This window comes from Varibaculum vaginae, assembly GCF_900604285.1.
In the GTDB taxonomy this organism is placed as follows: domain Bacteria; phylum Actinomycetota; class Actinomycetes; order Actinomycetales; family Actinomycetaceae; genus Varibaculum; species Varibaculum vaginae.
In genome coordinates this window covers 433,612-458,285 of the sequence record NZ_UWNY01000002.1, presented here as the reverse complement: position 1 = coordinate 458,285, position 24,674 = coordinate 433,612, and the positions used below count along the sequence as shown (strand labels likewise).

At 52.2% G+C, this 24,674-nt stretch carries 25 protein-coding genes; 3 read left to right on the top strand and 22 right to left on the bottom strand.

Going from position 1 to position 24,674, the window contains the following annotated elements; all coding sequences use genetic code 11:
• Nucleotide 1: 1 nt before the first annotated feature.
• The 8 genes from EFB02_RS07840 to EFB02_RS07805 all read right to left on the bottom strand — a co-directional run bounded on the left by EFB02_RS07840 (nucleotide 2) and on the right by EFB02_RS07805 (nucleotide 8,709).
• Nucleotides 2–1,165 (bottom strand): ABC transporter permease, encoded by a 1,164-nt coding sequence (locus tag EFB02_RS07840; RefSeq protein WP_234992788.1) that lies wholly within the window; start codon nucleotides 1,163–1,165, stop codon nucleotides 2–4.
• A gap of 6 nt (nucleotides 1,166–1,171) precedes the next feature.
• Nucleotides 1,172–2,473 carry an ABC transporter permease gene (locus EFB02_RS07835; RefSeq protein WP_122821015.1) on the bottom strand — a complete coding sequence of 434 codons (1,302 nt, stop codon included), beginning with the start codon at nucleotides 2,471–2,473 and terminating at the stop codon, nucleotides 1,172–1,174.
• A gap of 21 nt (nucleotides 2,474–2,494) precedes the next feature.
• A complete protein-coding gene (locus EFB02_RS07830) occupies nucleotides 2,495–3,769 on the bottom strand; it encodes a DUF2318 domain-containing protein (protein ID WP_234992787.1) in 1,275 nt (424 codons plus the stop codon).
• 10 nt (nucleotides 3,770–3,779) lie between these two features.
• Nucleotides 3,780–4,424, bottom strand: a complete 645-nt coding sequence (locus EFB02_RS07825) for an iron transporter (protein ID WP_022863911.1) — start codon at nucleotides 4,422–4,424, stop codon at nucleotides 3,780–3,782.
• Nucleotides 4,424–6,133: an FTR1 family iron permease gene (locus EFB02_RS07820; RefSeq protein ID WP_234992786.1), complete on the bottom strand. Its 1,710-nt coding sequence runs from the start codon at nucleotides 6,131–6,133 to the stop codon at nucleotides 4,424–4,426. The genes EFB02_RS07825 and EFB02_RS07820 overlap by 1 nt, the downstream gene beginning before the upstream one ends.
• Before the next feature lie 125 nt (nucleotides 6,134–6,258).
• Complete coding sequence (locus tag EFB02_RS07815; RefSeq protein WP_122821013.1) at nucleotides 6,259–6,963, bottom strand: ABC transporter ATP-binding protein; 705 nt, start codon at nucleotides 6,961–6,963, stop codon at nucleotides 6,259–6,261.
• Nucleotides 6,964–8,100, bottom strand: a complete 1,137-nt coding sequence (locus EFB02_RS07810) for an ABC transporter permease (protein ID WP_234992785.1) — start codon at nucleotides 8,098–8,100, stop codon at nucleotides 6,964–6,966. It abuts the gene before it with no gap.
• Between the two features lie 90 nt (nucleotides 8,101–8,190).
• Nucleotides 8,191–8,709, bottom strand: coding sequence for a DUF4418 family protein (locus EFB02_RS07805; RefSeq protein ID WP_122821012.1), 519 nt, complete (start codon nucleotides 8,707–8,709; stop codon nucleotides 8,191–8,193).
• 200 nt (nucleotides 8,710–8,909) lie between these two features.
• On the opposite strand from EFB02_RS07805, the gene EFB02_RS07795 reads away from it, so the two are divergent.
• Together EFB02_RS07795 and EFB02_RS07790 are read left to right on the top strand one after the other, a co-directional pair.
• Nucleotides 8,910–9,197, top strand: coding sequence for a hypothetical protein (locus EFB02_RS07795; RefSeq protein ID WP_147471055.1), 288 nt, complete (start codon nucleotides 8,910–8,912; stop codon nucleotides 9,195–9,197).
• A gap of 93 nt (nucleotides 9,198–9,290) precedes the next feature.
• Nucleotides 9,291–9,812, top strand: coding sequence for a nitroreductase family protein (locus EFB02_RS07790; RefSeq protein ID WP_122821010.1), 522 nt, complete (start codon nucleotides 9,291–9,293; stop codon nucleotides 9,810–9,812).
• A gap of 254 nt (nucleotides 9,813–10,066) precedes the next feature.
• Here the strand turns inward: EFB02_RS07790 and EFB02_RS07785 are convergent, their stop codons facing one another.
• From EFB02_RS07785 to EFB02_RS07730, 12 genes are all read right to left on the bottom strand, one after another.
• Entirely contained in the window at nucleotides 10,067–10,273 is a 207-nt protein-coding gene (locus tag EFB02_RS07785) for a hypothetical protein (RefSeq protein WP_122821009.1), read from the bottom strand.
• A 290-nt stretch (nucleotides 10,274–10,563) separates the two neighbouring features.
• A complete protein-coding gene (gene pyk, locus EFB02_RS07780) occupies nucleotides 10,564–11,988 on the bottom strand; it encodes a pyruvate kinase (protein WP_122821008.1) in 1,425 nt (474 codons plus the stop codon).
• Nucleotides 11,989–12,064: 76 nt separating this feature from the next.
• The gene (lgt, locus tag EFB02_RS07775) at nucleotides 12,065–12,937 is read right to left on the bottom strand and encodes a prolipoprotein diacylglyceryl transferase (RefSeq protein ID WP_122821007.1); all 873 of its coding nucleotides are present in this window, start codon (nucleotides 12,935–12,937) and stop codon (nucleotides 12,065–12,067) included.
• Nucleotides 12,938–12,950: 13 nt separating this feature from the next.
• Nucleotides 12,951–13,793 (bottom strand): indole-3-glycerol phosphate synthase TrpC, encoded by an 843-nt coding sequence (trpC, locus tag EFB02_RS07770; protein WP_122821006.1) that lies wholly within the window; start codon nucleotides 13,791–13,793, stop codon nucleotides 12,951–12,953.
• Between the two features lie 53 nt (nucleotides 13,794–13,846).
• Nucleotides 13,847–14,224 (bottom strand): phosphoribosyl-AMP cyclohydrolase, encoded by a 378-nt coding sequence (gene hisI, locus EFB02_RS07765; protein ID WP_122821005.1) that lies wholly within the window; start codon nucleotides 14,222–14,224, stop codon nucleotides 13,847–13,849.
• A complete protein-coding gene (hisF, locus tag EFB02_RS07760; protein WP_122821004.1) occupies nucleotides 14,221–14,991 on the bottom strand; it encodes an imidazole glycerol phosphate synthase subunit HisF in 771 nt (256 codons plus the stop codon). The genes hisI and hisF overlap by 4 nt, the downstream gene beginning before the upstream one ends.
• Before the next feature lie 117 nt (nucleotides 14,992–15,108).
• Entirely contained in the window at nucleotides 15,109–16,194 is a 1,086-nt protein-coding gene (locus EFB02_RS07755) for a hypothetical protein (protein ID WP_122821003.1), read from the bottom strand.
• Nucleotides 16,191–17,573, bottom strand: coding sequence for a Pup--protein ligase (gene pafA / locus EFB02_RS07750; RefSeq protein WP_122821002.1), 1,383 nt, complete (start codon nucleotides 17,571–17,573; stop codon nucleotides 16,191–16,193). The genes EFB02_RS07755 and pafA overlap by 4 nt, the downstream gene beginning before the upstream one ends.
• Before the next feature lie 3 nt (nucleotides 17,574–17,576).
• Nucleotides 17,577–17,744: a ubiquitin-like protein Pup gene (locus tag EFB02_RS07745; protein ID WP_234992795.1), complete on the bottom strand. Its 168-nt coding sequence runs from the start codon at nucleotides 17,742–17,744 to the stop codon at nucleotides 17,577–17,579.
• Between the two features lie 42 nt (nucleotides 17,745–17,786).
• Nucleotides 17,787–19,394, bottom strand: a complete 1,608-nt coding sequence (gene dop, locus EFB02_RS07740; RefSeq protein ID WP_122821000.1) for a depupylase/deamidase Dop — start codon at nucleotides 19,392–19,394, stop codon at nucleotides 17,787–17,789.
• A gap of 8 nt (nucleotides 19,395–19,402) precedes the next feature.
• Entirely contained in the window at nucleotides 19,403–20,947 is a 1,545-nt protein-coding gene (arc, locus tag EFB02_RS07735; RefSeq protein ID WP_122820999.1) for a proteasome ATPase, read from the bottom strand.
• Between the two features lie 78 nt (nucleotides 20,948–21,025).
• Entirely contained in the window at nucleotides 21,026–22,132 is a 1,107-nt protein-coding gene (locus tag EFB02_RS07730) for a tRNA (adenine-N1)-methyltransferase (RefSeq protein ID WP_122820998.1), read from the bottom strand.
• Between the two features lie 62 nt (nucleotides 22,133–22,194).
• Here EFB02_RS07730 and EFB02_RS07725 point away from each other — a divergent pair, with 62 nt between their 5' ends.
• Nucleotides 22,195–23,034 (top strand): RecB family exonuclease, encoded by an 840-nt coding sequence (locus tag EFB02_RS07725; RefSeq protein WP_122820997.1) that lies wholly within the window; start codon nucleotides 22,195–22,197, stop codon nucleotides 23,032–23,034.
• 17 nt (nucleotides 23,035–23,051) lie between these two features.
• Here EFB02_RS07725 and EFB02_RS07720 read toward each other — a convergent pair whose 3' ends face one another.
• Together EFB02_RS07720 and EFB02_RS07715 are read right to left on the bottom strand one after the other, a co-directional pair.
• Nucleotides 23,052–23,693 carry an HAD family hydrolase gene (locus tag EFB02_RS07720; RefSeq protein WP_122820996.1) on the bottom strand — a complete coding sequence of 214 codons (642 nt, stop codon included), beginning with the start codon at nucleotides 23,691–23,693 and terminating at the stop codon, nucleotides 23,052–23,054.
• Between the two features lie 14 nt (nucleotides 23,694–23,707).
• On the bottom strand, nucleotides 23,708–24,538 hold the full coding sequence (locus EFB02_RS07715; RefSeq protein ID WP_122821060.1) for an undecaprenyl-diphosphate phosphatase: 831 nt from the start codon (nucleotides 24,536–24,538) through the stop codon (nucleotides 23,708–23,710).
• Nucleotides 24,539–24,674: the final 136 nt, after the last annotated feature.

The following is a 24,674-nucleotide window of genomic DNA, read 5'->3' as shown; positions in this document are numbered from 1 at the left end:
CTCACTCTCCACCAAGAACATTTATAGGATTAATCCGGGCAATACGTTTAGCCGGCCACAGAGAACCGATAACCGCTACCGCTACCGAAAAAACAATCGTGAGGACTAAAATTATCCAGTTAATTTCTACTCGTGCCAGGAAAACTTTTTGCAATATGTAATCGGCCAGACCGATTCCCAGCAAGACCCCTAAGAAGCCTCCGAACAGCCCTAACATTATCGATTCCCCGATAAGTTCCGTGAATACGTCCTTGCTCAAAGCCCCCAATGCCTTTTTCAGCCCAATCTCGCGAGCGCGTTCCGAGACAATCGAACTCAGTGTCGCGGATACCGCAATCAGCATTAGTGCGGAAATAATAATACTGACCAACCAAATTAGGTTGCTTAGAGTATGGGCAATGCGGGTTTCATTTTGGGTAGTTCGACGCACCACTTCAGCGTCAACCCCTTTGACCTTTTTTCCGATGGTTTTCGCTAAAGCGCTCAATTGGGAAGTATCGCCTTTCAATGAATATTCCACCAAACTGTAGCCATCGGCAACCCCACCCATAGCGGTGTAACTGTCCGGGCTTAACACCGCCAGGTCGTCCTCGGGACCGCCGGTGCGCAGCAGCCCGGAGATTTCCAGCTGTTTGCCAGCCCGGTTGTCACGCCCCGAATCGTCCCCCCCGGTGTTTTCCCGCAGCTGCGCCACCTTGAGGCCAATCAGGTCACCGACGTGCAGACGGAATTTTTCTGCGAGGTTCACCCCTAACAGGATCTGTTCGCTGCCCTGCGGCACTTTCCCGTCGATTGACCAGTAGGGTCGGACTGACCGGGCGTCGGCAAATTTCGTCACCATGAGGGGGACGGGCTGCTGACCGTAGAGCAGGTTACCGTAACTGTAGCCGGCCCGCCCCATCAGACTCTCGCCGCACTGCCGGTCGATGGCAGACACCGTTTCCCGAGTAATTACATTGGAACCTTGCGGCAACACCACCAGGTTTGCCCCAAACGAACGCAGTTCCTTAGCGATGTAATCGGGAACTGTCACCGCCACCAGCCCCAACCCGGACAGGATGGAGGCACCCATTGCGATTGCCAGGGAAGCAATCATAACCCGGGAGAAACGGTGCGCAAAGGCTTTCCAAATGATGCGCACGAACATGCGTTTGTGTGAGTTCATTCCCGCCTACTTTCTGTGCAGAACCCGCGCAGGTTGCAAAGTCACCAGCGCCCGGATGGAAGGTAAACAGCCCAGCAAAACCGTCAGCCCCACGATGACCGCCATCAAGGGGAAAACCACTGGGCGGATATTGATACTGACCCCAAATACCAGGTGTCCGACCAGTTGGGCCAGACCGATGCCGCCCACACATCCGAACGCGGCCCCGACCAGGCTCACGATGAAGGTTTCCGTCAAAATCATCAGCACCACAAACAGATTACGCGCCCCCAAAGCTTTCATCAGCCCGATTTCGGCGGAACGTTCCATCACCGAGGCAGTCACCAGGTTAGCAATACCCAGAGCGGAACCCGCCATGGCCAAAATCGCCACCAAAGTCATAATAAGCTGGGTTTTTTCCAGGATCGCACCCTCACTGTCGGCGATTTGGTGGACGGGGGTGGCTACGGCGTTAGTCATGACTTCCTCAATCTGATAGGCGATTGAGGAAGTGTAAGCGGTGCAGTACCAGGTTTCCCAATCCTCCAGAGATAGTGAGCTGGGATCGCGGGCAGCGCGACGGGACAAGTCATTTTCCGGCGTGGTGATAGCACGCACCTCTACCCGGTCGACCTGGCCCGGACGACCCGAGAGGCTCTGAGCTACGCTCAAATCCGCAAACAGTTGCCGGTCTTCATTGGAACCGGAAGTAAAGATACCGCTGATAGTCAAAGTTGGACTGGGTGCGGAGCCAGCTAATCCGAGCGGGGGTTTCAAGGTCAGAGAGTCCCCCAGATGCCAACCGTTTTGCTGAGCCAGTTTCGTTCCGACCATGACTTCATCGGCAGCCTTTGGCCAGTTGCCTTGGACTTCCCACCAGTCGCGCATATCCGCCATGCCGGTATCGACTTTTTCCCCAGTGGGGATGGCTAGCTTCTTGCGAAACCAGGTCCCGACTACGTCAATGTCTTGGCCTGAGGAAGCAGCCTTGGTTCCCAGGAACGGAGCGAAGTTTTCGATGTTGTAAGCCCAAAATATGGTTTTCAGTTTTGCCAGCTCGGATTCCTGCAACGCTCCGGACTGGGAATTCGCCGAGCTACCCGTATCCTCGAAATCATAGAGTTGGGAAACTACGGATTTTCCTTGCGGTAGCACTTGGATATTGGCACCGTAAGAGCCAAGTTCCTGCTTGATTTTATCCCCGACATCCAGCATGACCGCCAGCATGGAAGTTGTGAGACCTGCCCCTAATAAAATCGTTAGCGCAATCATGAGGCGTTTACCGACCTGCCGACGTAACGCCTTGAAAATCATCCTGAAAAAGAACATGGAAACTTATACCTTAGAGCCTTAGATTATTTTGGTTTTAAAGATTTTGGCGTGCCCACTCAGCTCGTCAGCAAAAAACCGTAATTCTTTCGGGCCCACTTCATACTTAATCGGAATAGGGTTACAGCCACCGGGAAAGCCAATAGTTTGAATATTCATCATGACCCCGCAGCGCCGGCAAATGACTTTCCCGCCGTCTTCGTAATAACCGGATTCGCCGCAGATTTCGCAGGCATCCAGACCGCAACCGTAGGCTACGGCGTTCTTTTGAATGACGATGAAACGAACTTGCGTCCCGTCCTTGGTCACGTAGGCGAAACGATGCAGGTGTCCATCAGACACCAGCTCCCGACTGACGGAAACCACATTTCCTTTCACCGTGGAAGGCTCTATCGGGGATAACTCCGGAACAGTCTCCGCCACGCGCCTGCCAACGGTCAAGGCAGAAACGAAAACAACCGTGCCACCCAAGGCCAGCTCTAAAAAGTGTCGGCGAGTAATCCGATCCGCTTTCACTAAACGGGCTTCGGGGCCAGAAACATTGACGGATTTGGAACCGAACCAAATGGCGATGATGCCAGGAATGGCGGTCAGCACCACCAGGGCCAGCAGTATGACGGTGTTGGCATTTTGAATCCACAACACGAGTTCAAAGATGGTCCGTGACCGTGGCAGGAAACCACGTATGGCGAGTTGTTGATACAACAGAATGGAATGCGGACCGATAACTACCAAAAATACCGCGGTAGTGATTGCCAAACGCACCATGGCGGGAACCAGCCTGGTGGCGCGCACGTAGGCCCAGCCGGCGATGACCACCAGCAGCGACCCGAAGGCGAATCCAGAAAAGCGCGCCAGCGATTCTGTTTCTAACGGAGAGGACCCCATCAGCACAATTTCGTCGGTAGAAAATGCGTATTCAAAGCCGAAATTGATGATGATACTGACGGCGGTCAACAGCGAGGCCACCAGCAGCGCCCTATGTTTAGCGCTCTGTTTAATGTCATAGAGGTCGGCGGCACCAAACCACCAAGACATTCCCAGGAAGCCCAGCGAGCAAATCAGCATGACTGGAACCAGATAGAAGTTCATGGTCGGAACATCTATCAGATTCGTGTTCAGCCGAAGCCATGCCAGTGTCGCCGCCGCTAGGGCTGCCACCACCAACACCACGGTGGTAATCCGAGCCACGACTCGGCGTTCCATCGGGGTGTGCGGTCGCGTTGCCAGCAAGATTGCCAGCGGCACGAATAACGGCAGCCCGTAGCGGAGGGCGACAACAAATAACTTGAGCAATGAAACCTACTTAGAGAACCTGCCCGTCCCACTGCCAGTTCTTGAACTCAAACTTCAGCGGTTCTTTCCAGAAACGGCCCTTGACCCCGGAGGAATCCTTACCCGTGTGCAGCATGAACTTGTCTTCCGGAGAGGGGATGGTGATGGTCACATCGTACAGGCCGGGCTTGAGCTTGATGTTGTTACCGTAGTGAGGACCGTCAGAGGCAATCATCGGCATCATGGTGCCCAGGTCAGTTTCCTCACCGGTCTTTTGATCCTTAACTGTAACCTTCATATCGTCCAGGTAAGGCATGAAAGTATCCGCCGGGTACCCGAATTCTTCTGCCTTCTTGTTGGTAGAAGCATCAATCTCGAAGTGCATATCGGACTCAGAAGCCGGAGGCATCTTCATCGAGCCGTGCTCCATATCGACAGCCTGGAAATAAACAACGTTTACATTCAGCGGCCCGTTGGTTTGTTCGCCAGAATCCCCAACCGGAATTTCCTTGATACCCACAACATTGGGATCGCTGGGCTTTTCCGGCTGCTTCTGCTCGGTCGCCGACTTGGATTCCTGCGGCTTAGCCTGACCGCCCGACGAAGTTCCGCCACAGCCGCTGAGGCTCATGCCCAACGCCAGGACGGCTGCCAAAGCCAGTAGCTTCTTTTTCATTATTCTTCCTTTCCGCTGTTCGCTTCGACAGCGTCTTTTTTATCTTCCCTCGAAGAGTTTTCTTCGAAAGCTTTATCATTACTTTCCGAGATAGGGGTGTCGGAACGAATCTCGGAGCCGCCCGCCTCAGGCTGGTCAGCTTTTGCCTTGCGGAGTTGCAACAGAGCCAAGACTCCCAATACCGCGGCGGTAATAATTTGGGCACCGAGGGTTTCCGCAGTGGGATAGATTCCCAGGAACACCACGGTAGGAACGCCAGACACCATATGTGCCCCGACCAAAGCAGCCTCTTGCAGCTCTTTAATCGCCCCGCCCACGATGGCTATCGCCAGTAACGCCAGCAATATCGAAGTCCACTTAAAGAAAGGCTTGAGCGGCAGGCGTACCCCGAACTGCCAGACCAGCACGAATAGAATCGCGAGGATGACTACCGCCGTTACGCCACCCGCAACGATAAACCAATAATCGCTGTGTGTTTTCGCCCCGGAGACAATCGGGTAAAAGAACAGGATAGTTTCAGCACCCTCCCGAGCCACGGTGAGGAAGGACACAAATGCCAAAGCAAAAACGCCTCCCGCCACGGTTTTTTCGCCCGCGGTGGCCTTAATATATTCCTCCCAGCGTTTGCCACCGGACTTGCTCAGTATCCAGTTAGACACATAAATCAGCATCAGGGCGGCTGCTAGGCCGGTAATCCCCTCCAGCAGTTCCTGCCCCATTCCGCTCTGCACGCTGGCGCTGAGCTGCCCAAACAGAATAGCCAGACTGATGGAAATGACCACGGCGATAACCACGCCAGCTAAGATTCCCCGCAGCTGGTCGCGCCGCCCCGCTTTCAACGCGTAGGTGACCAACGCCGCCACTACCAGCAGCGCCTCCGCGCCTTCACGTAGCAGAATCAGAAAAGCGGAAAAGAAACCGGCAATCCCCAGCGGTCCCGTGTCCTGCGTTTTCGAGTCTAAAAATTTCGCATCCTCAGCCAGCTTCGCAATCAGGTCCTTGCCAAGTTTTTCCTGTTGAGCCTGGTCACGACCGTCTTTGTAGCCCTGTCGCAAGTCACTGAACATGCCCTCAATCTCAGTCACACGATTGAAACCTTTGTGCACAATGGTGTTGTTTTCAAACCCGTCAGCTTCGTAATGCCCCAGGTACGCTTCGGTAGCCAAGGTGAATGCCCGGTCGGCTTGTCCCTTGACGTAGGTGCTTTGGGCATCGGTGATAACTTGCGCAATCGTGTCGGCAACCCTGCTCCACTGATCCGCCACCTTAGGGGCTTTGACCAGCTTAGTTACCGTTTCTGTGAGCAGGTCTGCGACTTTGTCGCTGTCTTCTCGCAGTGCCTCCGGGCTCGCACCGTCACGGCTGAGATTGCGTAAGTTCAATAGTTCGGCGACAAACTTATCGTTTACGTCACGCCCCAAAGCATGTTTGACCTGGCCCTCCAGGCCGCTCGTCTGGTAGTTCTCATAGTAGGCTTGACGAATCAGAGTCTGGACCGCGCTCGGATCGCCAGCTTCCGGAACCGCGGCGAGCTTTTCCTGCATTACCGACACGACCTCAGACCATTCACCCAGATCGGAATCTTGGGCTGCGGCCGCGCTAGACCAGACCACCCCTCCGAAGGACAGCGCCACCACCAAAGCGGAAAAACCTACGATAAACCGCAGTCCTCGTGCCCACAGAGAAGGCTGGTTTCTGGTTGCGTTCACGATTCTCTCAACTTCTTTCTAAATCAAATACATAACAAGGCTGCAAATAAACAATTAACAAGGCAAGCCTTACCTTATAGCAAATCTAGCTATTAAAGGCTGATTCTGAACAAAATCCCCTCGCCCTACCACAGCTCCTCCAAGTGGCCGTCTAGCATATTGAACCTACGGTTGCAGTATTCATAAGCGGACGCGTCGTGCGTGACCATCACGACCGCGCTACTGCCTTGTGCGAGCTCGTGAAATAGCCGTAGCACCGCCGCCGTGCTGTCGTCGTCCAAGTCGCCGGTCGGTTCATCCGCCAACAAAACTTCCGGTTGGGCCATGAGTGCTCGGGCGATGGCAACCCGACGCATCTCTCCCCCGGAAAGTTCTGCGGGCCAGGCGTGGGATAAATCCGCAATGTCGAGCTTTTCCAGCAAATCCAACGCGCGATTGACAGGCAAAGACCCCACCCCCACCGGCGACGATTTCCCCGATGACCGCCCTTTTAACCGCAAAGTAGCAGGCAGCACCACGTTATCCAAGACGTTGAGGGAGCTGACCAGGGTTTGCTGCTGCGTAATCATTCCCAGACGAAACCGGCGCAGCTGGGACAGTTCCCGATCCGAGAGATCAGACAGATTCTCTCCTGCCACCAGAACCGTTCCTGAGCTGGGACGCAGCAAACCCATCATGAGGTTCAGCAGGGTCGTTTTTCCGTTACCCGATTTGCCTGAAACACCCACAAACTGGCCGGCGTCAACACTCAAGCTCACACTGTCTACCGCGTTGAACTCGCGTCCCCGCCGCGAAAACTTCTTGGTCACTTCGCACAGTTCCAACAACATCTATTGCCCCTCCCGCACGACCTGGTAAGTTTCTTTTCGCAGCAGGCGAATCGCCGAGATAGCACTGGCCAGGACGGCGCTGAGGCACACCGTCACCAAGATGAGAACGCCCAGAGAACACTGGCTCCACAGATCGCTTTGCAGATAGGGCTGCTTCAAAGCCCTTTGAATGGCATCGCCAAAGGGTCGCAGCAGCGCCGCGCTGAGTCCCAGCCCCAGCACGCCACCCGTCAGGCTGACCAGCAGATTCTCTTTCAGCAACATTGCGGTCAGCATCCGCTTGGTGGCACCCATTATCCGCAACGAGCCCAACTCTTTGCTCCGAGACATGACGCTGACCCAGTTGACCGTCACCATCACCGCCAACGCTACTGCCCAAAAGACAGCCAGAAAGACCTGCAGGGCGCCCACAATGTGACCCACACCCTCCTTGAGCCGGGAACTAATCCCGTTAGCAGACACAAAGCCCAAGCCCTTCAGCTGGGGAGATTTAGAAATATGCTGCGCCACTTCCTCCGGGGCGTAACCGGGCTTGACTTTTACCATCACTGCGGAAACCCGGTGTCCAATCTCATCTGCGGACAAGACCGGATGCCCCACCTTTTCAGCTTGGCGCGCCAGGATTTTCGTGGTCGCCAGATTGGCAAACACAGACGAATCCAGGTTCGTGCCCGTCGGCGCCAGCCGCGCGCTTACCGGGAATTCATAGTTAAACAGGCGAATCTTGCCCTGGGCATTAATCTGAACTTTGGAGCCCGCGACCAGCTCACCGTCCTGCAGACCACGTGAATAAGTGGCTTGAATCCAGGGTTTGATAACAAAGTCGGTGTCCGGATCAATGCCGATAATCTGCAGCCGCACCTCGCAGCAACTCGCCATTAGGGAAGCAATATAGGTTTGCGTAGTGACCTGTTCCACCCCGGCAACATTGGCGACCGAATCCGAAACGTCATCTGGCAGCAAAAACCCGCTCGGTTTTCCCCCGCAGAGGTAAATATCCTTTGCGGATTGCTCAAACTGGGAAGGCACAATCATTATGTCCGCCCCCAAGCGTTCCTTGACCGATGACAAACCTTGGCTGAGGTTCAGCGAAACCATCCCTGCACCGAACGTTATCGCGCTGAGCAGGACTGCCACCAGGAACAGTCCTAAACTGCGGTAACGGTAATATTTGAGATTACGAAAAGGGAGTTTACCCCAGGTTATCTGGCTGCTTTGCATTGCAGTTTATGCCGCAGCTTTCTGAAGCTCCGGGCGGTTCCTTTGATCCAGGAATATCGCCGCACCGACTGCCAGGATCCCTATACAGCTCAGCGCCAACAGCGTGGGCATCGCGTAAACATTGCAAGACATTTCCTCGTTTTTGCACGTTCCAATAAGCACGGTGACAATCGAAATTTCCAGCACATAGATGAGCGCCGCACTCAGGTTCAAACCGGTGCGAATCTGGGAGTTCATGAACAATGCCAGCAGCCCAATGACCAGCAGGAGGATTCCAATCCCCAAGCTGGCTTGAGCGGACCAGTAGCACGCCATATGTTGATGAGCCTCACCCATCGCTTTGCCAGCCTGCCCCATGTGGTTCATGTGGTCCATGCCGCCGGAGCCTTTCATCTCGGACATATGTTCCTTGCCGGAGCTGTGTTTGGCAGCGAACTCGCAAACCGGCGCAAAAGTCCGCGGCGCGATGGCAATGAGCAGGCCCAGCAATACGGTAGGAAGCGAACCAATGATCCTATCCTTCATGCGATTTTCTCCTTAAGATTTAACGACGCACCCAATCATCACATAGCCCAAAACAATTAGCAAGGTTTACCTTACCTAAATCAGAGAGAAATTATCGCAATAGTGTGGCGAGGAACCAGGGTTTTTTGAGGTGGACACGGTGGCCCATTGCGGACCGAGTCTTAAGGGCGAGTTCGCTCACACCTTGAGAAGGTGTCAGGATGGTGCCGGGAGGCGCAAACGCATCTACGATACCCCCACGTTTGTTTACCGCCGGGATACTCTCAAGGACGCAAACACTCGAACTACGCCAGTTGCGTGAGATCACTAATCCCGCTGAACTCACCCGCGATATCCTGCGCTATCAAAGCATCCTCACCGACCTGGCCAAAACCCCAACTGAGCAACTCCTAACCAAGACACAAAAAATACGCGAGAAACAAAAACAAACTCACCACGGGCATCAAAACCCACGCTGCCGAAAAAGTTTCGCGCTCAAATTGACATGAGACACCACGGGGTCGCAGGTTCAAATCCTGTCAGCCCGACCATTTATTTTTGCTGCTAGTGCCGTTTTATGGGCAGCTGGTTATGATAGAAACATGACTGAGATTTCTAATATCATTCACGGCCGTTGGAGCCCGCGCGAATATGACCCTGACTTTTCCATAAGCAGCGAGGATATGAGCCAGCTTCTAGAGGCGGCTCGTTGGGCGCCCTCGGCAATGAATGCTCAAGAATGGTGGTTCGTGCCCGGGATTCGCGGCGATAAAAACTACGAGATTCTGCGCCGGGCAGTAGCCGGTTTTTCGGATTGGGCGCTTGATGCGTCCGGGCTGATTCTTAACATTCATCAGGAATATCCATCCCGCCACGGCCTCGATTTTGGCCCCTATGACTTGGGCAGTGCAGTGCAGAATATGTTATTGCAAGCCGAGGTCATGGGGTTACATATGCGTCCCTTCGCCACTTTTGACCGGGAGTTAGTATGCCGGGAGTTCCAGATCGCCGCCCCCTACGTTCCTTTCACGATGTGCACGGTAGGCAAAGTACCGGCAGGACTTACTAAAAAACGCGAACGCAAACCGCTTCAACAGCTGCTTTGGGAAAACCATCAGGCGTAGTAATCCACCTCCTCAATTTTGGAAATGCCTACTGGTAATCCTGCTTTTGCCCGAATAGGGATTGTCTATAGATACTCATATGATTCAAAGTAGCAATATCCGTTGAAATAGCTGCACCTAGAGAGGCAGAGTGATCTCATCAGCCATCTTTTGATAGAAAAATAGGTTCCCCCGCGAAATCCTCGCGGGGGAACCAAATCGCTTAGTGCGGCACCAAAAACTACTAGGTTTCTAAAACCGCTGCAGGCACCCCATTAAGCAGCCGGGCGCAGTTGCAGACCCAAATACTGGGCTGCACGAGCTCGCAGAGATTCATCTGCCAGAGCCGCAATCGCTTCGCGCACCTGCTGGTGTTGACTAACGTCTGCAAACCAAGGGCTAATCGCATCAGAGATATTGTTGATTAGCAGATTGTTTGCTTGGCGGCCAGTGCCTGCTTCGACAATGTTAAATTTTTCCATTTTGATACTCCATTCACTTCTACATCTCACGGGGTTGGCGCATTGTCCGCACCGGTAACCCCGGGGCTCTCTAAGAACCCTGCCTGTCTAGGCCAACTTCAGGACATCATATAGGTGACACTGAGTCAACCAGATTTCCGAGAAACCCCGGAAACTTCAACAAGTGTTTAACTTTATTTTACCATCAGGAGCCTGTCAAACCCTGTTAGCTATTTCACCGTACTTCAACAATGCGAAGAAACCGAAAAATCTAAAAACTGTAGGCACCCTGGAAAACACCCTATTAACGACTAGCGATAGTCGGTTTCTACCCCCACCGTGTGAATTCGCATTGAGTTTGTCGAACCGGTTACCCCGGGAGGCATACCTCCGAGGATGATTACTTGATCCCCTCGTTTAGCTAGCCCCTGGGCCTGTAGTACCTGGTCAACTTGCCAAACCATATCGTCGGTGTGAGTTACATAGGGAACCCGATAAGTATGAATCCCCCAAGAAACCGCCAACTGGTTGCGGGTAGTTTCTAGGGGAGTAAATGCCAGCATCGGAATCGGGGAACGCAGCCGAGAAAGGGTACGAGCAGTAGTGCCTCCCTGAGTGAAGGCAATCATGAACTTCAGGTCTAGCATTTCCGCTGCTCGAGCCGCAGCAATCGAAAGCACCCCCGCACGATCATGATCATAGGTAGTAAGCGGGGCGATTCGGTCTCCCCCGTTTTCCTCTACATTAGCAATAACCGAAGCCATTAAACGCACTGCATCAATCGGGTAAGCCCCCACTGAAGTTTCCCCAGAAAGCATCACCGCATCGGCACCATCCAAAATCGCGTTCGCACAGTCAGAGGCTTCAGCGCGAGTAGGACGGGGATTATGAATCATTGAGTCAAATACTTGCGTCGCCACGATTACTGGTTTTGCGTAACGGCGAGCCAGCTCAATCGCCCGCTTTTGCACCAGCGGTACTGCCTCGAGCGGCATTTCTACCCCCAGGTCACCACGCGCCACCATAATCCCATCAAAAGCCTGCACAATCTCTACCAGACGTTCCACGGCCTGTGGTTTCTCTATTTTGGCAATAACTGGAATATGGACTTCTTCCTCATCCATAATCCGTTTCACATCCGCAAAATCATCCGCACTACGCACAAAAGATAGCGCAATCAGGTCGGCTCCTTGCTGAAGTGCCCAGCGCAAGTCATCTTCGTCTTTTTCAGAAAGTGCCGGTACCGAAACCGCGACTCCCGGCAGGTTAAGTCCCTTATGGTCAGAAACAACCCCTGGTACTTCCACCTCGGTAACTACGTCCGTCTCGGTAACTTCCTTTACCCGTACCTGCACATTACCGTCATCAATCAAGAGGACGTCTCCGGGAGTGCAATCCCCGGGTAAACCTTTAAAAGTAGTACCTACGATTTCTCTATCCCCCGGCACATCCCGAGTGGTGATAGTGAAGGTGTCCCCCTTCTTCAGAGTCTGCGGACCTGAAGCAAAGGTTTCTAAACGAATCTTAGGTCCTTGCAAATCCACCAGCACTGCAATCGCCTTGCCAGTTTGCAACGCCACTCGCCGAATGTTGGCAATGGTGGCTTCCGCTTCCTCTTGGCTGCCATGCGAGCGATTGATTCTCGCCACGTTCATCCCAGCCTCGGCAAGTTTTTCAATTTGGGACGGAGAGTTCGTTGCCGGCCCTAAGGTACATACAATTTTCGCTCTGCGCATACCTCTATCCTAACTAGTTCGAGCGTTCTTTCCACCCCATTTAGGGGCTAACTGGCTTAACCCAGCATCTATACCGCTATTGTGATATTGATTTAGCTGCGGTGCCTGTTGTTTTGGATGCGTTCTCTCTGTCTCCATCCCCCTGCGAGCGGGGGAAGTTTTGGCGGTAGCACCAGAGAGCAAGCAGGATTCCAAGGACAAAAACCAGTAACGAAGTCCAGGCATTTAGCCGGAGTCCCAAGAACTGATTTGCCTGGTCAATACGTAAATTCTCCACCCAAAAACGCCCTAGACTATAGGCACAGAGATAAAAGCCCATCATCATACCTCCCCGAGGATGGAAACGCCGCTCTATCCACAACAACGCCGCAATTGCCACCAGATTCCATAACATTTCGTAAAGGAAAGTGGGATGAAAAGTAGCATATTGTTCAAAGCCAAGCGGTCTATGCTGTAAATCAATTTGCAAAGCCCAAGGCAAAGTGGAAGGACGACCGAAAAGTTCTTGGTTAAAATAGTTTCCGATCCGACCAAAAATTTGTCCCACCAAAATCGTTGGCGCGATGGCATCTGCTACCGGCGCAATTTTTAGTTTACGGTGGCGAAGCACCAGACAAGCAGTGATGGAAGCCGCAAAGACTCCTCCCCAGATGGCTAAGCCTCCATGCCAGATTAGGGGAATCTCTTTAGGATCTCCGCTAGGCCCAAAATAGTCTTGCCACTTGCTGAGAACGTGATAGACGCGGGCTCCGATAATCCCAAGGGGAATCACCCAAAGCGCCAAGTCCAATATGGTGTCCGGGTCACCCCCTCGCTGTTTATAGCGTCGCGACGCCCACATGCAAGCCAGAAAAATACCCAAAAGAATCGCAAAAGCGTAGGCACGCAGGGGAATCGGCCCTAAATACCAAACACCTTGCGAGGGAGAGGGAATAAAAAACGGACTCATCCGATATAACTTTCTAGTCGTATTTCTTTTCTCGGCTGACCCGTGTTTTACGGGAAGCTGCTAGCGCCGGGTGTGCCCCAGCTGCCACCATCTCTGCCACTAAGGATTGCGGGTCATTTGACATTACCAAAGCCGAACCGATTAACACCGCATCCGCGCCCTGCTGGGCATAGTTAAACACATCATGGGGACCGGCTACCCCGGATTCAGCCACCGCTACCACCTGTTCGGGAATGACATCTACTATTTGCGCGAAAGTCTCCATATTAAAATCAAGAGTCCGCAGATCCTGGGCATTTACCCCAATTACCCTAGCTCCTGCCTCTAAAGCACGGAAGGCCTCTAGTCGGGAATGAACCTCGACAATAGCAGTCATCCCCAAAGAATGTGCTCTCTCTACCAAGGAAGTTACTACCGTTGGCTCGGCAGAAGTTTGCAGAATCAATATTAGGTCGGCCCCTAATGCTCGGGCTTCATGTACCTGGTAGGGAGTTATTACGAAGTCTTTATAAAGCACCGGGACTTCTACCGCCGCACGCACCTGCCGTAAATCCTCAATAGAACCGCAAAAGAAATTCTTTTCAGTAGAAACTGAAATCACCGAGGCGCCCCCGGCCTCGTAAGCACGCGCCAACGCCGCCACATCTGGAACATCCCGTAAGAATCCCCCGCCGGGAGTAGCCCGTTTTATTTCTGCAATTACCGAAACCGCACCCTCGCTACGTAACGCCCGGACTCCATCTTTAGGTCGAGGACGCCGAGCCGCTATTTGTTTTATCTCGGTGAGGCTAGTCTCAGATTCTCGCCGTGCCACCTCTTGGCGTACACCTGCAAGTAAACGTTCCAAAGCGTTCATCTGAGTATCACCTCCATGACCATGTTATGTTTTTGCCACCTGGAGTAAAAACTCTAGTTATGACTTGGTCTTTCCCCGACCAGGGTCGGTAATTTACCCCCGGTATCAAAACAGCTGCGCTTACCGGTATGACAAGCTGCCCCCACCTGATCAACTTGGATTAGCAGAGCATCCCCATCGCAATCAATCTGCACCTGCTTTACATATTGCGCATGTCCCGAGGTATCACCCTTACGCCAGTACTGAGAACGCGAACGGGACCAAAATGTAACCCGTCCAGTACTCAAGGTACGCCGTAGCGCCTCGTCATTCATATAACCCACCATTAAGACTTGCCCACTTTGCCAGTCCTGGATTACCACACAGACCAGCCCCGCCGCATCACGTTTCAAACGGGAGGCTATCTGAGGATCTAAATTTTCTATACTCACCTAACCACAAACCCCGCATCCTTAAGTCCCGCTTTTACCTGAGAAATTGCAATCTCCCCGAAGTGGAATACGCTGGCCGCTAACACTGCATCTGCCCCAGCGCGCACCGCCTGCACAAAATGATCTACTGTGCCCGCTCCCCCGGAAGCAATCAAAGGTAGCGCCGCCTGCGAATGTACCTTAGCTAACATTTCCAGGTCAAAGCCAGTTTTTACTCCATCGGCATCCATAGAGTTTAAAAGAATTTCCCCGCCTCCCCGGGCAGCTACTTCCCGACACCATTCCAATGCGTCAATGCCGGTAGAACGACTTCCCCCATGGGTAGTAACTTCAAATCCACTGGGAGTTTCTATTCCCGGTGGGCAGCGGCGGGCATCAATCGAAATTACCAGTACTTGATTACCGAAACGCTTGGCTATTCGGTCAATTAAATCCGGGTCAGCAATCGCGGCAGTATTAACCCCCACTTTGTCGGCACCAGCTCCTAGCAGCTGTTCTACGTCCGCAACGGAGCGTACCCCGCCACCTACGGTAAGCGGGACAAATACTCGCTCCGCGCAGCGCTGCACGGTTTGTACCATAGTGGCACGTCCCTCTTTAGAAGCCGAAACATCAAGGAAAGTAATTTCGTCTGCACCTTCTGCACTATAACGCTCCGCCAGTTCCACCGGATCTCCAGCGTCCCGCAGATTCTGGAAATTTACGCCCTTGACTACGCGACCGCGATCTACATCTAGGCAAGGAATCACCCTGATTGCTACTGTCATTTTCCCTCCTTGGAGTGTTCTGGTCTCAGTCTAGAAAACTAGGTGCAGCAGCGATGAAAATACCGTCTACTGGACTTTGAATACCAATGTGCTTTAGACGATTAGACTAACCGTTACTTATTCACCAGCCGCCAACACATCCATTACTACTACCAAAGCACTATCTCCAGTGGCTTGATCAGCGGGAATAATCGCCAAAATTCGGGAGTTGGCACGCAAATCTGTTAGCTGTTGCGCCAAAGACTGGAAAGTACTTCCCCCTAAAATCTCTTGCGGACCTGCCTTGCCCCAGGTGTAGGCGCGGGTTTTTCCAGAGTCTAACTCCCAAACTCCGTATTGAGCCAGAATTTTTCGTTTCGGATCTAGCTGCTGGCCTTTCCCAGGTACTAATACCGAGGTAAATGCTTCTTTAGGTTGTTTATCCGTTGCTGATTCAAAATGGGGAAGTCCCGCCGGAAAACTAAAAGTTACCTTCGCCTCTTGTGGAATCTGCAGCTTGGAAGCATAGACCGCGGTGGGCAAAATATCGATAATGTCTATTTCCATCGCGGTGGTACCATCATTGGCTGTTGCCGGACGGTGTGCAATCACTCGGGATCCTTCACGCTGCCCTACCACCTCTGAAAGTAAACCTGCAGGTAAAGTCGTAGTATTTGCTTTACCCGCAAATAAATTAGCTTTACCTCCATTAGAAACTAACTTTCCAGTCGCCCCCTCATAAGCACTGACCATTACTCTTACGTCAGCATTTTTCTTTACCTGCGGCCCTTTCCCCTTTATCGCCAAGTGTGAGTTTGGTAAGGTAAACGGCATCTGTCCTTGAAATTGAACCACCGGTTGTTCCCCCAGTTGACCAGAGACTTTGACTCGGGTGGAAACCCCACTCATTTCTTCTGTGCGACTGGCCTGCCAAAGGTAAAAACCTGCAACTACCAAAGCTGCCACTGCCGCAATTGCAAGCAAAGCCAACCACCATCGAAGAATATGTACAGGTACAGAGGTTTTCTTTGCAGATACCTCTGCTTTCCGGGAGGGAAACCGCCGCGATCGCAGCGCTACCGGGGATAGCTGTGGACGTTTGGGGGGAGCAAGGGGGGTAGGCTGTGGGACTCTATCCCCGAAAATAGTTGCTCCAGATCCTCCCTTATCTGATTCATTTTCCGGCATACCTGAAGATCCGGAGAAGGGGGTTTGATGCTTCATGCTCGCTCCTGTAATTCGACCAGCAGTTTATCTAAGATTTCCCCCTCATTAGCAAACGGATCCCCTAACATCACTGTCGGCATTATCGATTTATCAATTCGCACATGTAACCAGTCCACTGAAACATCTCGTCGTAGCCGCTCTGCTTCCCGTAAAATCATGCCCCGCATATTTGCCCTGGTTGTACGGGGAGGATAAGTTTTTGCGGTCGCTATTTCTTCACAGGTAAGCAATTTCCGCATCATTCCTGCCTGCCGCAGCGCAGGGGCTAGCCCAGCCGCAGAAATGTCATGATACGCCAAATCAAGGCGCGAAATAGCGGCAGAGTTCATAGAAAGCTGGTGTCGCTTTGCGGTTTGCTCTAGAAGATTCTTCTTAATCACCCAATCTATCTCGGTGTTTACGGCTTGAAAGTCTTCTTTCTGGAAACATCGCAGCATTCGTTCCCAGAGTTCTAAGGGATCAAAGTCTCCTACCTTTACTCTTTCCCGAGTAGTTTCCAATTCGCCCGCATCACCCAGGGTGTTCATCACCCGCTGGAAAATACGGTTTTGAATTTCTACCGCGTCTAGATAACCGCCTACCTTTAGCTTTAATGATGCTCGTCCCGATAAATCAGCATTAATTTTCCGAATCGCGTTCATAGGATCAGCAATTGCCAGGTCAGTCAGGTTCAGCGAACAGTCAATCGCATCTAATAAAGCAATCGTCATCCCTACTTTTAGGGCAGTAGTGGCTTCGCAAATATTAGAATCCCCTACGATTACATGCATCCGGCGATACTGATCCGAGTTAGCGAGTGGTTCGTCACGGGTATTAATAATGGGGCGAACCCGGGTAGTTGCCGCCGAAATCGGATCATAAATTTTATCGGCGCGCTGAGAAAAATGATATCCCCCTTCTTTATCAATTAACCCAGCTCCCACCAGTATTTGGCGGGTAATAAAGAAGGTAATTAAAGCATCGGCCATTCCCATGAAATCAGCAGAGCGATGCAGCAGATAATTCTCGTGACATCCGCAAGAGTTCCCCTGAGAGTCGCGATTATTCTTAAAAAGGTGAATCTGTCCGTTAATACCGTCAGCCTGTAGTTGCCGATTAGTGGTGACTAGCAGGTCGGAAAAAATTTCTTGTCCCGCTACATCTTGAGCCAGTAAATCAGCTAAGTAATCGCATTCCGCAGTTGCGTATTCCGGATGCGATCCCACATCCAAGTAGAGGCGTCCTCCGTTGCCCAAGAACACATTGGAGGAACGATGCCGGTTAACTACCGGATTAAAGAGACGGCGCGCTGCCTGTTCTGCGTCAATAGGGGGATGCCCCAAAGGAGCGGCACAAGTTATGCCATACTCGGTTTCTATCCCGAAGATTCTCCGCAACGGTTATTCCCCACCCTTTTGCACGAAGCCTTCCACAAAGGCCTGGGCATCGGTTTCTAGCACGGTATCGATCTGTTCTAAGAGGGCGTCAATCGCAGGCGCTTTGATTTGACCCTGTGCGGCTTCTACGGCCTCGTCAAGGCCATCATTTTTCCCACCGGGAGCATTTATTTGTTCCTGTACCACTTGTGTTTCCTCCTCTTAGAGTCAAGCCTAGAATTTTTTTGCTGCTTTTTCCTTATTACCACTTTCAGCCAGGGCACGGGCAAAAGCAGCGGCATCCCCATTTTCGAGGGCGCGTATTTCTGCATCGCTGGCGAGTCGAGCCGGATCCCCCAGGTTGAAGCGTAAAAGTTTTTCACCCCCCAGATCTAGGAGCAGCGATTCCCAAGAAGCTTTCTTTACCTGCGGCAGTTTCGCTACCGCCCTGCCTCGCAACCAAGATCTGCCCCCGACAGGAGGCAGAGAAACCGCTTGCGATACTTCTGCCTCTGTAAACAGTTGCTCTACCATTCCAGCTGCACACAGACTTTCAAAAATCCCCGGCTCTAACGCTGCCCACTGTAAATCCAGGGCTTGCAGTTTCGGATGCGCCCAATCGCATCCAAGACGCTGACGCATCCGCTCAAAAAGTTGGAATTTCCCTACCCACTCCACCTTTCGCGCCGCCTCAGCGCGATCTGTGGCTAATGAATCAAGAACTCGTTTCCAATCTGATAGTAACTCCGCGCTGGCTTCATCCGCCCCTCCCCGTGCTTGCATTGCCCGAGCGATAGCGGCCAGGATTTCAGTTTGAATCTCTAAGGCGGTGAGCTCCCCCGAGGCGGTTCCCAGGCGATGGGTTAGCGAAGGATCATGCGATACTGCCCAGGTTTCTGCCACTGGATCAGAGGTAATCCGCAAATCTTCGAGGGCTTTCAGCTCTGAGGAATCCCCGTTTTCCAGCAACCACAGTAGGGCAGCAGTACTACCTAACCGCAGGTAGGTGGAGTATTGGAAACGGTTAGCATCTCCCCCAATAATATGCAGACGCCGCCATTTGCCAGCATTGGCATGTGGTTCATCGCGGGTATTGACTATCGGCCGGTTAAAGGTAGTTTCCAGTCCAATATCGTTTTCTACATAATCGGCCCGTTGGGAAATCTGGAAACCAGCCTGCTGGGAACGTTGTCCAATGCCTACCCGTCCGGCTCCGCAGATAAGCGGGCGGGTAACCAGGAAGGGAATTAGATTTTGGGCTAGTTCAAAAAAATCTAGGTCACGACGCAAAAGATAGTTTTCGTGACTACCGTAGGCAGCGCCTTTACCGTCGACATTGTTCTTAAACAGTTTAATATGGTTTCCATCTTTAGCCGCCAGCTGCATTGCCCGGCGAGCTATCAGGTCGCCGGCAGCATCGTAGAGTGCCCCTTGCTTAGGTTCTAGAGTTTCGGGAGAAGAGTATTCCGGGTGAGCATGATCTACATACAGGCGCGCACCGTTATTCAGTACACAAGCACTGGGTTTGGGCAGTGCAGCTTCTTGGGCACTAGGGCGGGCAATCTCTTTTATTCCCGGTCCAGACGGTGCTAGCTGCTCCGGGTTACTGGTTAGCTGTGAGGGATCTGCTTCGCGGGGACTAAGGGAAAATCCGCGCATATCCTGCAGCGGATTTTCGCCCTCATAATCCCAGGTAACTGCTTCCCAAGGGCGGTAGTTATCCCGATAGGCAGCCACTACCTGGGTAGAGAGGGCAACCGGATTAGCATAGACATTTCCCGGCTGGATAATCCCAAACTCGGTTTCGGTGCCCAACGGACGATTAAGCGCGCTTTCAGTCATTGTTCCTCCTATTGCAGGCTCCGCACGTCCACTATCCGCATACCTCTTCTCACTCCCAGGGTTCGCGCCCACTCACCAGGGTCAGTTGAAGCCCCCAGAGCAGCGGTCTCTCGAATCTCTTCTTCTGCAGCACGCTCAACATGACTAAACGTTAAACCATCGACTTTGCCTTGGTTTTTCAGCGAATCTTTAATCGCCGCTTTCTTTGCCCGTTCTACAATGGAGGCAATCATCGCTCCGGAGAGTAGCGAATGTGCATACACGATTTCCTGTTTACCGTTTTCGTAAGCAACTTCATAAATCTGGGTGCGCACCGATTCTTCCGCCAGTAATGCCAGCAGTTTTTCTCGCAACTGTTTACGTCCAACTCCGGGGGATTTTTCTTCCTCGTTTCCTATTGGCACCTCATGCCCCAAATGAATCTCAAAAATTTGCCCGGCTTGTTCCAAGGTAGGTCGCTCAATACGTACCCGCACATCCAAGCGCCCTGGACGCAACACCGCGGGATCAATCATGTCTTCACGATTTGAAGCCCCAATCACCATCACATTAGAAAGTTCCTCTACCCCATCAATCTCGGAAAGCAGTTGGGGAACAATCATGGTTTCCACATCGGAAGAGATCCCTGATCCTCGGGTACGGAACAGGGCTTCCATTTCGTCAAAGAAAATAACTACCGGATGTTCACTGCTAGCTAGTTGACGCGCCCGAGAAAAAATCGCCCGGATTTGCCGCTCAGTTTCTCCTACGAACTTAGAAAGCAGTTCCGGACCTTTTATCGACAAGAAATAAGAGACTTTCCCCTGCGAGTTGGCTCCCAAAGATGTTGCTACTGCCTTGGCTATCAAAGTTTTTCCGCAGCCGGGCGGGCCATAAAGCAATATTCCTTTCGGGGCCCTCAGCCCAAAACGCCGATAAAGGTCGGGGTGCGTAAAAGGCAGCTCTACCGCATCCCGGATAGTTTCAATCTGCTCTTCCAATCCTCCGATCTTTTTATAGGAAACATTGGGGATTTGCGGAGCTAGCAGCTGCTCGACCTCTCCTCTTTGAACTTTTTGTACCGCAATCCCGCTGCGTGCTTCCAGCAGTAGCGAGTCTCCCACCTCTATTTTCCCAATCAGGGGGGCTGCCAGCGAAACAATTTCTGTTCCAGTATTTCCCAGTCGCACCAGGGCACGCCCCTGAGAGATTATCTCTCCCACCTGGACAAGTGTTCCCGTACGGGGATAGGTGAGGACTTTAGAAACGACCATTTCCTCGTTGACTAAAACCTCTATCCCAACCTGCAAATGTTCGGGTTTAACGTCCGGGTGTACTCGTAGCACCATCGGTTTCCCGTTTAAATATAGGCGCACTTGACCGACTTTATCCGGATTTTCGGCAATCACTGCCACGGTGGCAGGGGGATTAACTAAATCAGCTAGCTGCTGGTGAATCGCCACCAGCTGTTCGCGAGCTGCCGCCAACGCCACCGACAAACGCTTATTTTTACCCCTTAAAGAAGTGACTTCACTCTTAAGCACCTGTAATTGCTCGCCGCTAGCCCCTGGCATGATTTTCCCTTCCTTAAACTTCTTTCAGCCTATTAGTTTTGCCCGCTAGCTGCCGCGAGTGTCCAGGTCTGTAAAGACTTACGAGGGCGCCCCCAGGCTACTGTCAGGTTCGGGAGGGGCGAAGCTAGCTTCAGCTTTATTTCCACGTACCCAATATTCCGCGCGCTTAACTACATCTCGGCGCACCCGGTGAGTCTTTCTCTGGGAAGGGTTACGTTGTCCCAGCTGTACCTCTTCCCAATTGTCTTCCGGATTCCATTGCCCACCATTTACTTTTGCCGCCTTGGGGGCGCTACCGAGTTTTTTGGGGCGCGCCGCTCCTGGCGCCAAAGTCCGGCAAGTAATCAAGAAGCCAGTATGTCCCACCATCTGATGTTCTGGTCGCAGCGCCAACCCCTGGGTATGCCACTGTCTTTGAATAGTTTCCTCGGTGGCAGTAAATCCATAGCGCCCATCACTTCGAAGCGCTTCTACCAGTGTAGACATCTGAGTAACGGTGGTTATATAACAGCACAGTACCCCGCCAGGTACCAGCAGCTTATAGAGATCGTCTAAATATCTCCAAGGATCTAACAGGTCGATGACAGCACGATCAAAATAGTGGTTACCGTAAATACTTCCCAGATCTATTTTCCCGAGGGATCCCCGGCGTAGTTGCCAGGCGGGATGAGGAGCGCCAAACCATAAATCCGCATTTGCCTGAGCGATATCGGCGAAGTCTTCCCGTTCTTCCAAAGAAACCAGTTTTCCAGATTCCCCAATCATTTCTAATAAAGAAATCGTGAGCGCTCCGGAACCGGCACCACATTCAAATACTCGAGCACCGGTAAAAATATCAGCGGATTGCAGGATTTGTGCCGCATCCTTCGGGTAGATAATGGCGGCACCCCGCGGCATCGAGAGGGTATAGTCCACGCGGCGCGGCCTAAAAGCCAAGAATTCTCGCCCCTCCCGAGTGGCAATTAGGGTACCTTCTGTTCTCCCTATTAGTTCGGCTAAAGGAAAAGATGCTTTCGCGGTATTAAACCAACCTTTTTCAGTGATAGTGACAGTATGCAAGTCCCCGGAGGCACCTTGAAGCTGTACCCGGTCACCTACCCTAAATACCCCCCGACGCCGTCCCGGGATTTCTTTTCCATCCGCGTCTGGCTGCTGCGGCAAATTTTCTGCTTCTTCCTGAATCATCTTCCTAATTCTAGCGGTTATTACTAATTTCAGGCACGACACCCTCGCCCTAGAATAATGTTATGAGTTCTTCTAAACCCACCGCCGCCCTCTCCCCATCTAGGATCGGTACTTTTCGTAACTGTCCCCTACAATTTCGTTTTCAAGTAATCGATAAACTACCCACTAAAGAGTCTGCGGTACGCCAACGAGGAACCCTGGTACACGCGGCGCTCGAGCATCTCTTTGACCTACCCGCCCCAGAACGCAATTTCTCCTCTGCCAGCCGCAAAATGGAGGAAGCGTGGGAGAAAACGGTCAGTGAAAAACCGGATTTACTCGCTGAGCTTTTCGGGGAAAATAAAAGTGAAGAAAACCAGTTCTTAGAAACATCCCGCCAGTTAATAGCAAACTATTTTCACATGGAAAACCCTGATCGCCTCCACCCCGCCCACCGGGAAAAATATCTGCGAGTCACCAACAAAGACCGTATAAACCTTCATGGATACATCGATCGGGTAGATATTTCTCCCACCGGCTTGGTGCGGATTATAGACTACAAGACCGGTAAGGCTCCTGCCGAGCGCTATATCGGCCCCTACCAGTTCCAGATTCGTTTTTATGCGCTGCTATGGTACCTAACCCAGGGGGATCTACCTGCCCGGCTGCAACTACTATTCCTGAAAGACCGCCAGGTATACACCTATACCCCCAGTCGCGCCGATATTGATGCTACCAGCGAGGAAATCCTCGCCGTCTGGGAACAAATCGCCGCTCAGGCACGCTCGGGTTACTTCCCCCCGCGCCGTTCTCCTCTCTGCAACTGGTGCGATTACCGGGTCTACTGTCCGTTGTTGGAGGGAATCGCCCCGGAGATTTCCAGCGAGGGGGTGGCACGGCTACTTACTGCCCAGGCAGATTAAACGGATGAGGCAGCGCTTTAAGCCAAAAGTTCTTTTATATCCTTAAGGCGTATCTGGGCTACTGAACTAAAACGTGCCGCCAGAATCCCAGGAACGTCCCTCTCCCCTACTAACGCTAATCGCGCTCCTGCGTCTTTACCAGCGGTCAGTCCGGGAGCGGAATCTTCTACCACCAAGCAATTTTCAACCGGTACTCTTAAGCGCTGTGCCGCAAGACGATAGGGGTCACCGAAAGGTTTTTGCCGTATATTTGGTTCCGAACCAGTCACCATCACCTCTAATGAACCTTTCGGAGCAGTGACACACACCTGGCTCACCAAATTGTCATAGGAGGCAGAAACTAAGGCAGTAGGGATCTTCTCTGCGGCCAGTTCGCTTAATAAGTCACGCGCCCCGGCTATCCAGGGGACACCTTGGCGTCTATAGAAGTCTTGCATCTTAGAAACCATCATCTCGATGACTTCTGCGGGTATTAACGGTAGGTTTTTCCGCTCAATCATAATGCAGGCACTATTATAAAGGGAGTTTCCGGTTAAAGCCTGCCCGTCCTCGTAACTCCAATCTTGCCCAAAATCGGCTGCTATTTGCTCTTCCGCTCGTTGCCAAAGCGGTTCGGAATCAATTAGGGTTCCATCCATATCAAAAAGAACTGCCCCCATAATCCTCCTTTAGTTTAAGCGAATGCTGAGAGGGCACCCACAGCCAGCGAAATTCCTACCACAATCCCTAGTAACAGCCGGTAAATCACGAACGGTGCGAAAGTTTTAGTTTCCAGCAAGCGCATGAACCACACGATTACCGCATATCCCACGACAAAAGCCACCACTGTTGCTAAAATCGTTGCTCCCCAACCCACGGGATTATTTCCTACCGATTTAGCAGCTTCGTAAAAACCGGAAGCAAATACTGCCGGCATCGCTAACAGGAAAGAGTAGCGAGCAGCAGCTACCCGGGTGAAGCCCATTAACCTGCCGGCAGTAATGGTTCCTCCGGAACGAGAAACCCCTGGCACTAGCGCTAGAGCCTGTGCAAACCCAAAAAGAATGGCTTGCCCCCAAGAGAGATGATCCAAGGTTTTTTCTTTCTTTCCCCAGCGGTCAGCTGCCCCTAAAAACAGGGCGAAAATAACCAGCATGGCCACCGTAATCCACATGTTACGGAACTCTTTTTCAATCCAATCTTGACCCAGTAATCCTAAAATCCCGATTGGCAGAGAACCGACGATAATCATCCATCCCATCCGTACATCAGAATCAGATTGGTTAACCCCAGTACGTGCGGGGACAAAAGCCTGAAACCATTTACCCAGGATGCGGCTAATATCTTTCCGAAAGTAGATAAGGACGGCAGTTTCCGTTCCAATCTGGGTAATGGCGGTGAAAGCTGCGCCGGGATCCTCACCAAAAATCGAACCTAAAATTCGTAAGTGAGCAGAGGAAGAAATCGGTAGGAACTCGGTCAGTCCCTGCACTAGACCCATAATAATGGCTTCAAAAGTATTCACGACCACCAAGCTTATCGTTTTACCGGCAGATACTCGTCTCCCGCCTAGGTGTTTTCCCTCACCTCTTAAAGTTCGCGCCCGGTTCTTTTGAAGAGTGGAGTACCTTCGCTACAGCTTGCATTGCTCTAGTTCTACA

Bases quoted from the DNA above. Each gene is read 5' to 3' on its own strand.
- EFB02_RS07840 (WP_234992788.1), bottom strand. From the start codon at position 1,165: ATGAACTCACACAAACGCATGTTCGTGCGCATCATTTGGAAAGCCTTT.
- EFB02_RS07835 (WP_122821015.1), bottom strand. From the start codon at position 2,473: ATGTTCTTTTTCAGGATGATTTTCAAGGCGTTACGTCGGCAGGTCGGT.
- EFB02_RS07825 (WP_022863911.1), bottom strand. From the start codon at position 4,424: ATGAAAAAGAAGCTACTGGCTTTGGCAGCCGTCCTGGCGTTGGGCATG.
- EFB02_RS07815 (WP_122821013.1), bottom strand. From the start codon at position 6,963: ATGTTGTTGGAACTGTGCGAAGTGACCAAGAAGTTTTCGCGGCGGGGA.
- EFB02_RS07805 (WP_122821012.1), bottom strand. From the start codon at position 8,709: ATGAAGGATAGGATCATTGGTTCGCTTCCTACCGTATTGCTGGGCCTG.
- EFB02_RS07795 (WP_147471055.1), top strand. From the start codon at position 8,910: ATGGTGCCGGGAGGCGCAAACGCATCTACGATACCCCCACGTTTGTTT.
- EFB02_RS07790 (WP_122821010.1), top strand. From the start codon at position 9,291: ATGACTGAGATTTCTAATATCATTCACGGCCGTTGGAGCCCGCGCGAA.
- EFB02_RS07785 (WP_122821009.1), bottom strand. From the start codon at position 10,273: ATGGAAAAATTTAACATTGTCGAAGCAGGCACTGGCCGCCAAGCAAAC.
- pyk (WP_122821008.1), bottom strand. From the start codon at position 11,988: ATGCGCAGAGCGAAAATTGTATGTACCTTAGGGCCGGCAACGAACTCT.
- lgt (WP_122821007.1), bottom strand. From the start codon at position 12,937: ATGAGTCCGTTTTTTATTCCCTCTCCCTCGCAAGGTGTTTGGTATTTA.
- trpC (WP_122821006.1), bottom strand. From the start codon at position 13,793: ATGAACGCTTTGGAACGTTTACTTGCAGGTGTACGCCAAGAGGTGGCA.
- hisF (WP_122821004.1), bottom strand. From the start codon at position 14,991: ATGACAGTAGCAATCAGGGTGATTCCTTGCCTAGATGTAGATCGCGGT.
- EFB02_RS07755 (WP_122821003.1), bottom strand. From the start codon at position 16,194: ATGAAGCATCAAACCCCCTTCTCCGGATCTTCAGGTATGCCGGAAAAT.
- dop (WP_122821000.1), bottom strand. From the start codon at position 19,394: ATGACTGAAAGCGCGCTTAATCGTCCGTTGGGCACCGAAACCGAGTTT.
- arc (WP_122820999.1), bottom strand. From the start codon at position 20,947: ATGCCAGGGGCTAGCGGCGAGCAATTACAGGTGCTTAAGAGTGAAGTC.
- EFB02_RS07730 (WP_122820998.1), bottom strand. From the start codon at position 22,132: ATGATTCAGGAAGAAGCAGAAAATTTGCCGCAGCAGCCAGACGCGGAT.
- EFB02_RS07725 (WP_122820997.1), top strand. From the start codon at position 22,195: ATGAGTTCTTCTAAACCCACCGCCGCCCTCTCCCCATCTAGGATCGGT.
- EFB02_RS07720 (WP_122820996.1), bottom strand. From the start codon at position 23,693: ATGGGGGCAGTTCTTTTTGATATGGATGGAACCCTAATTGATTCCGAA.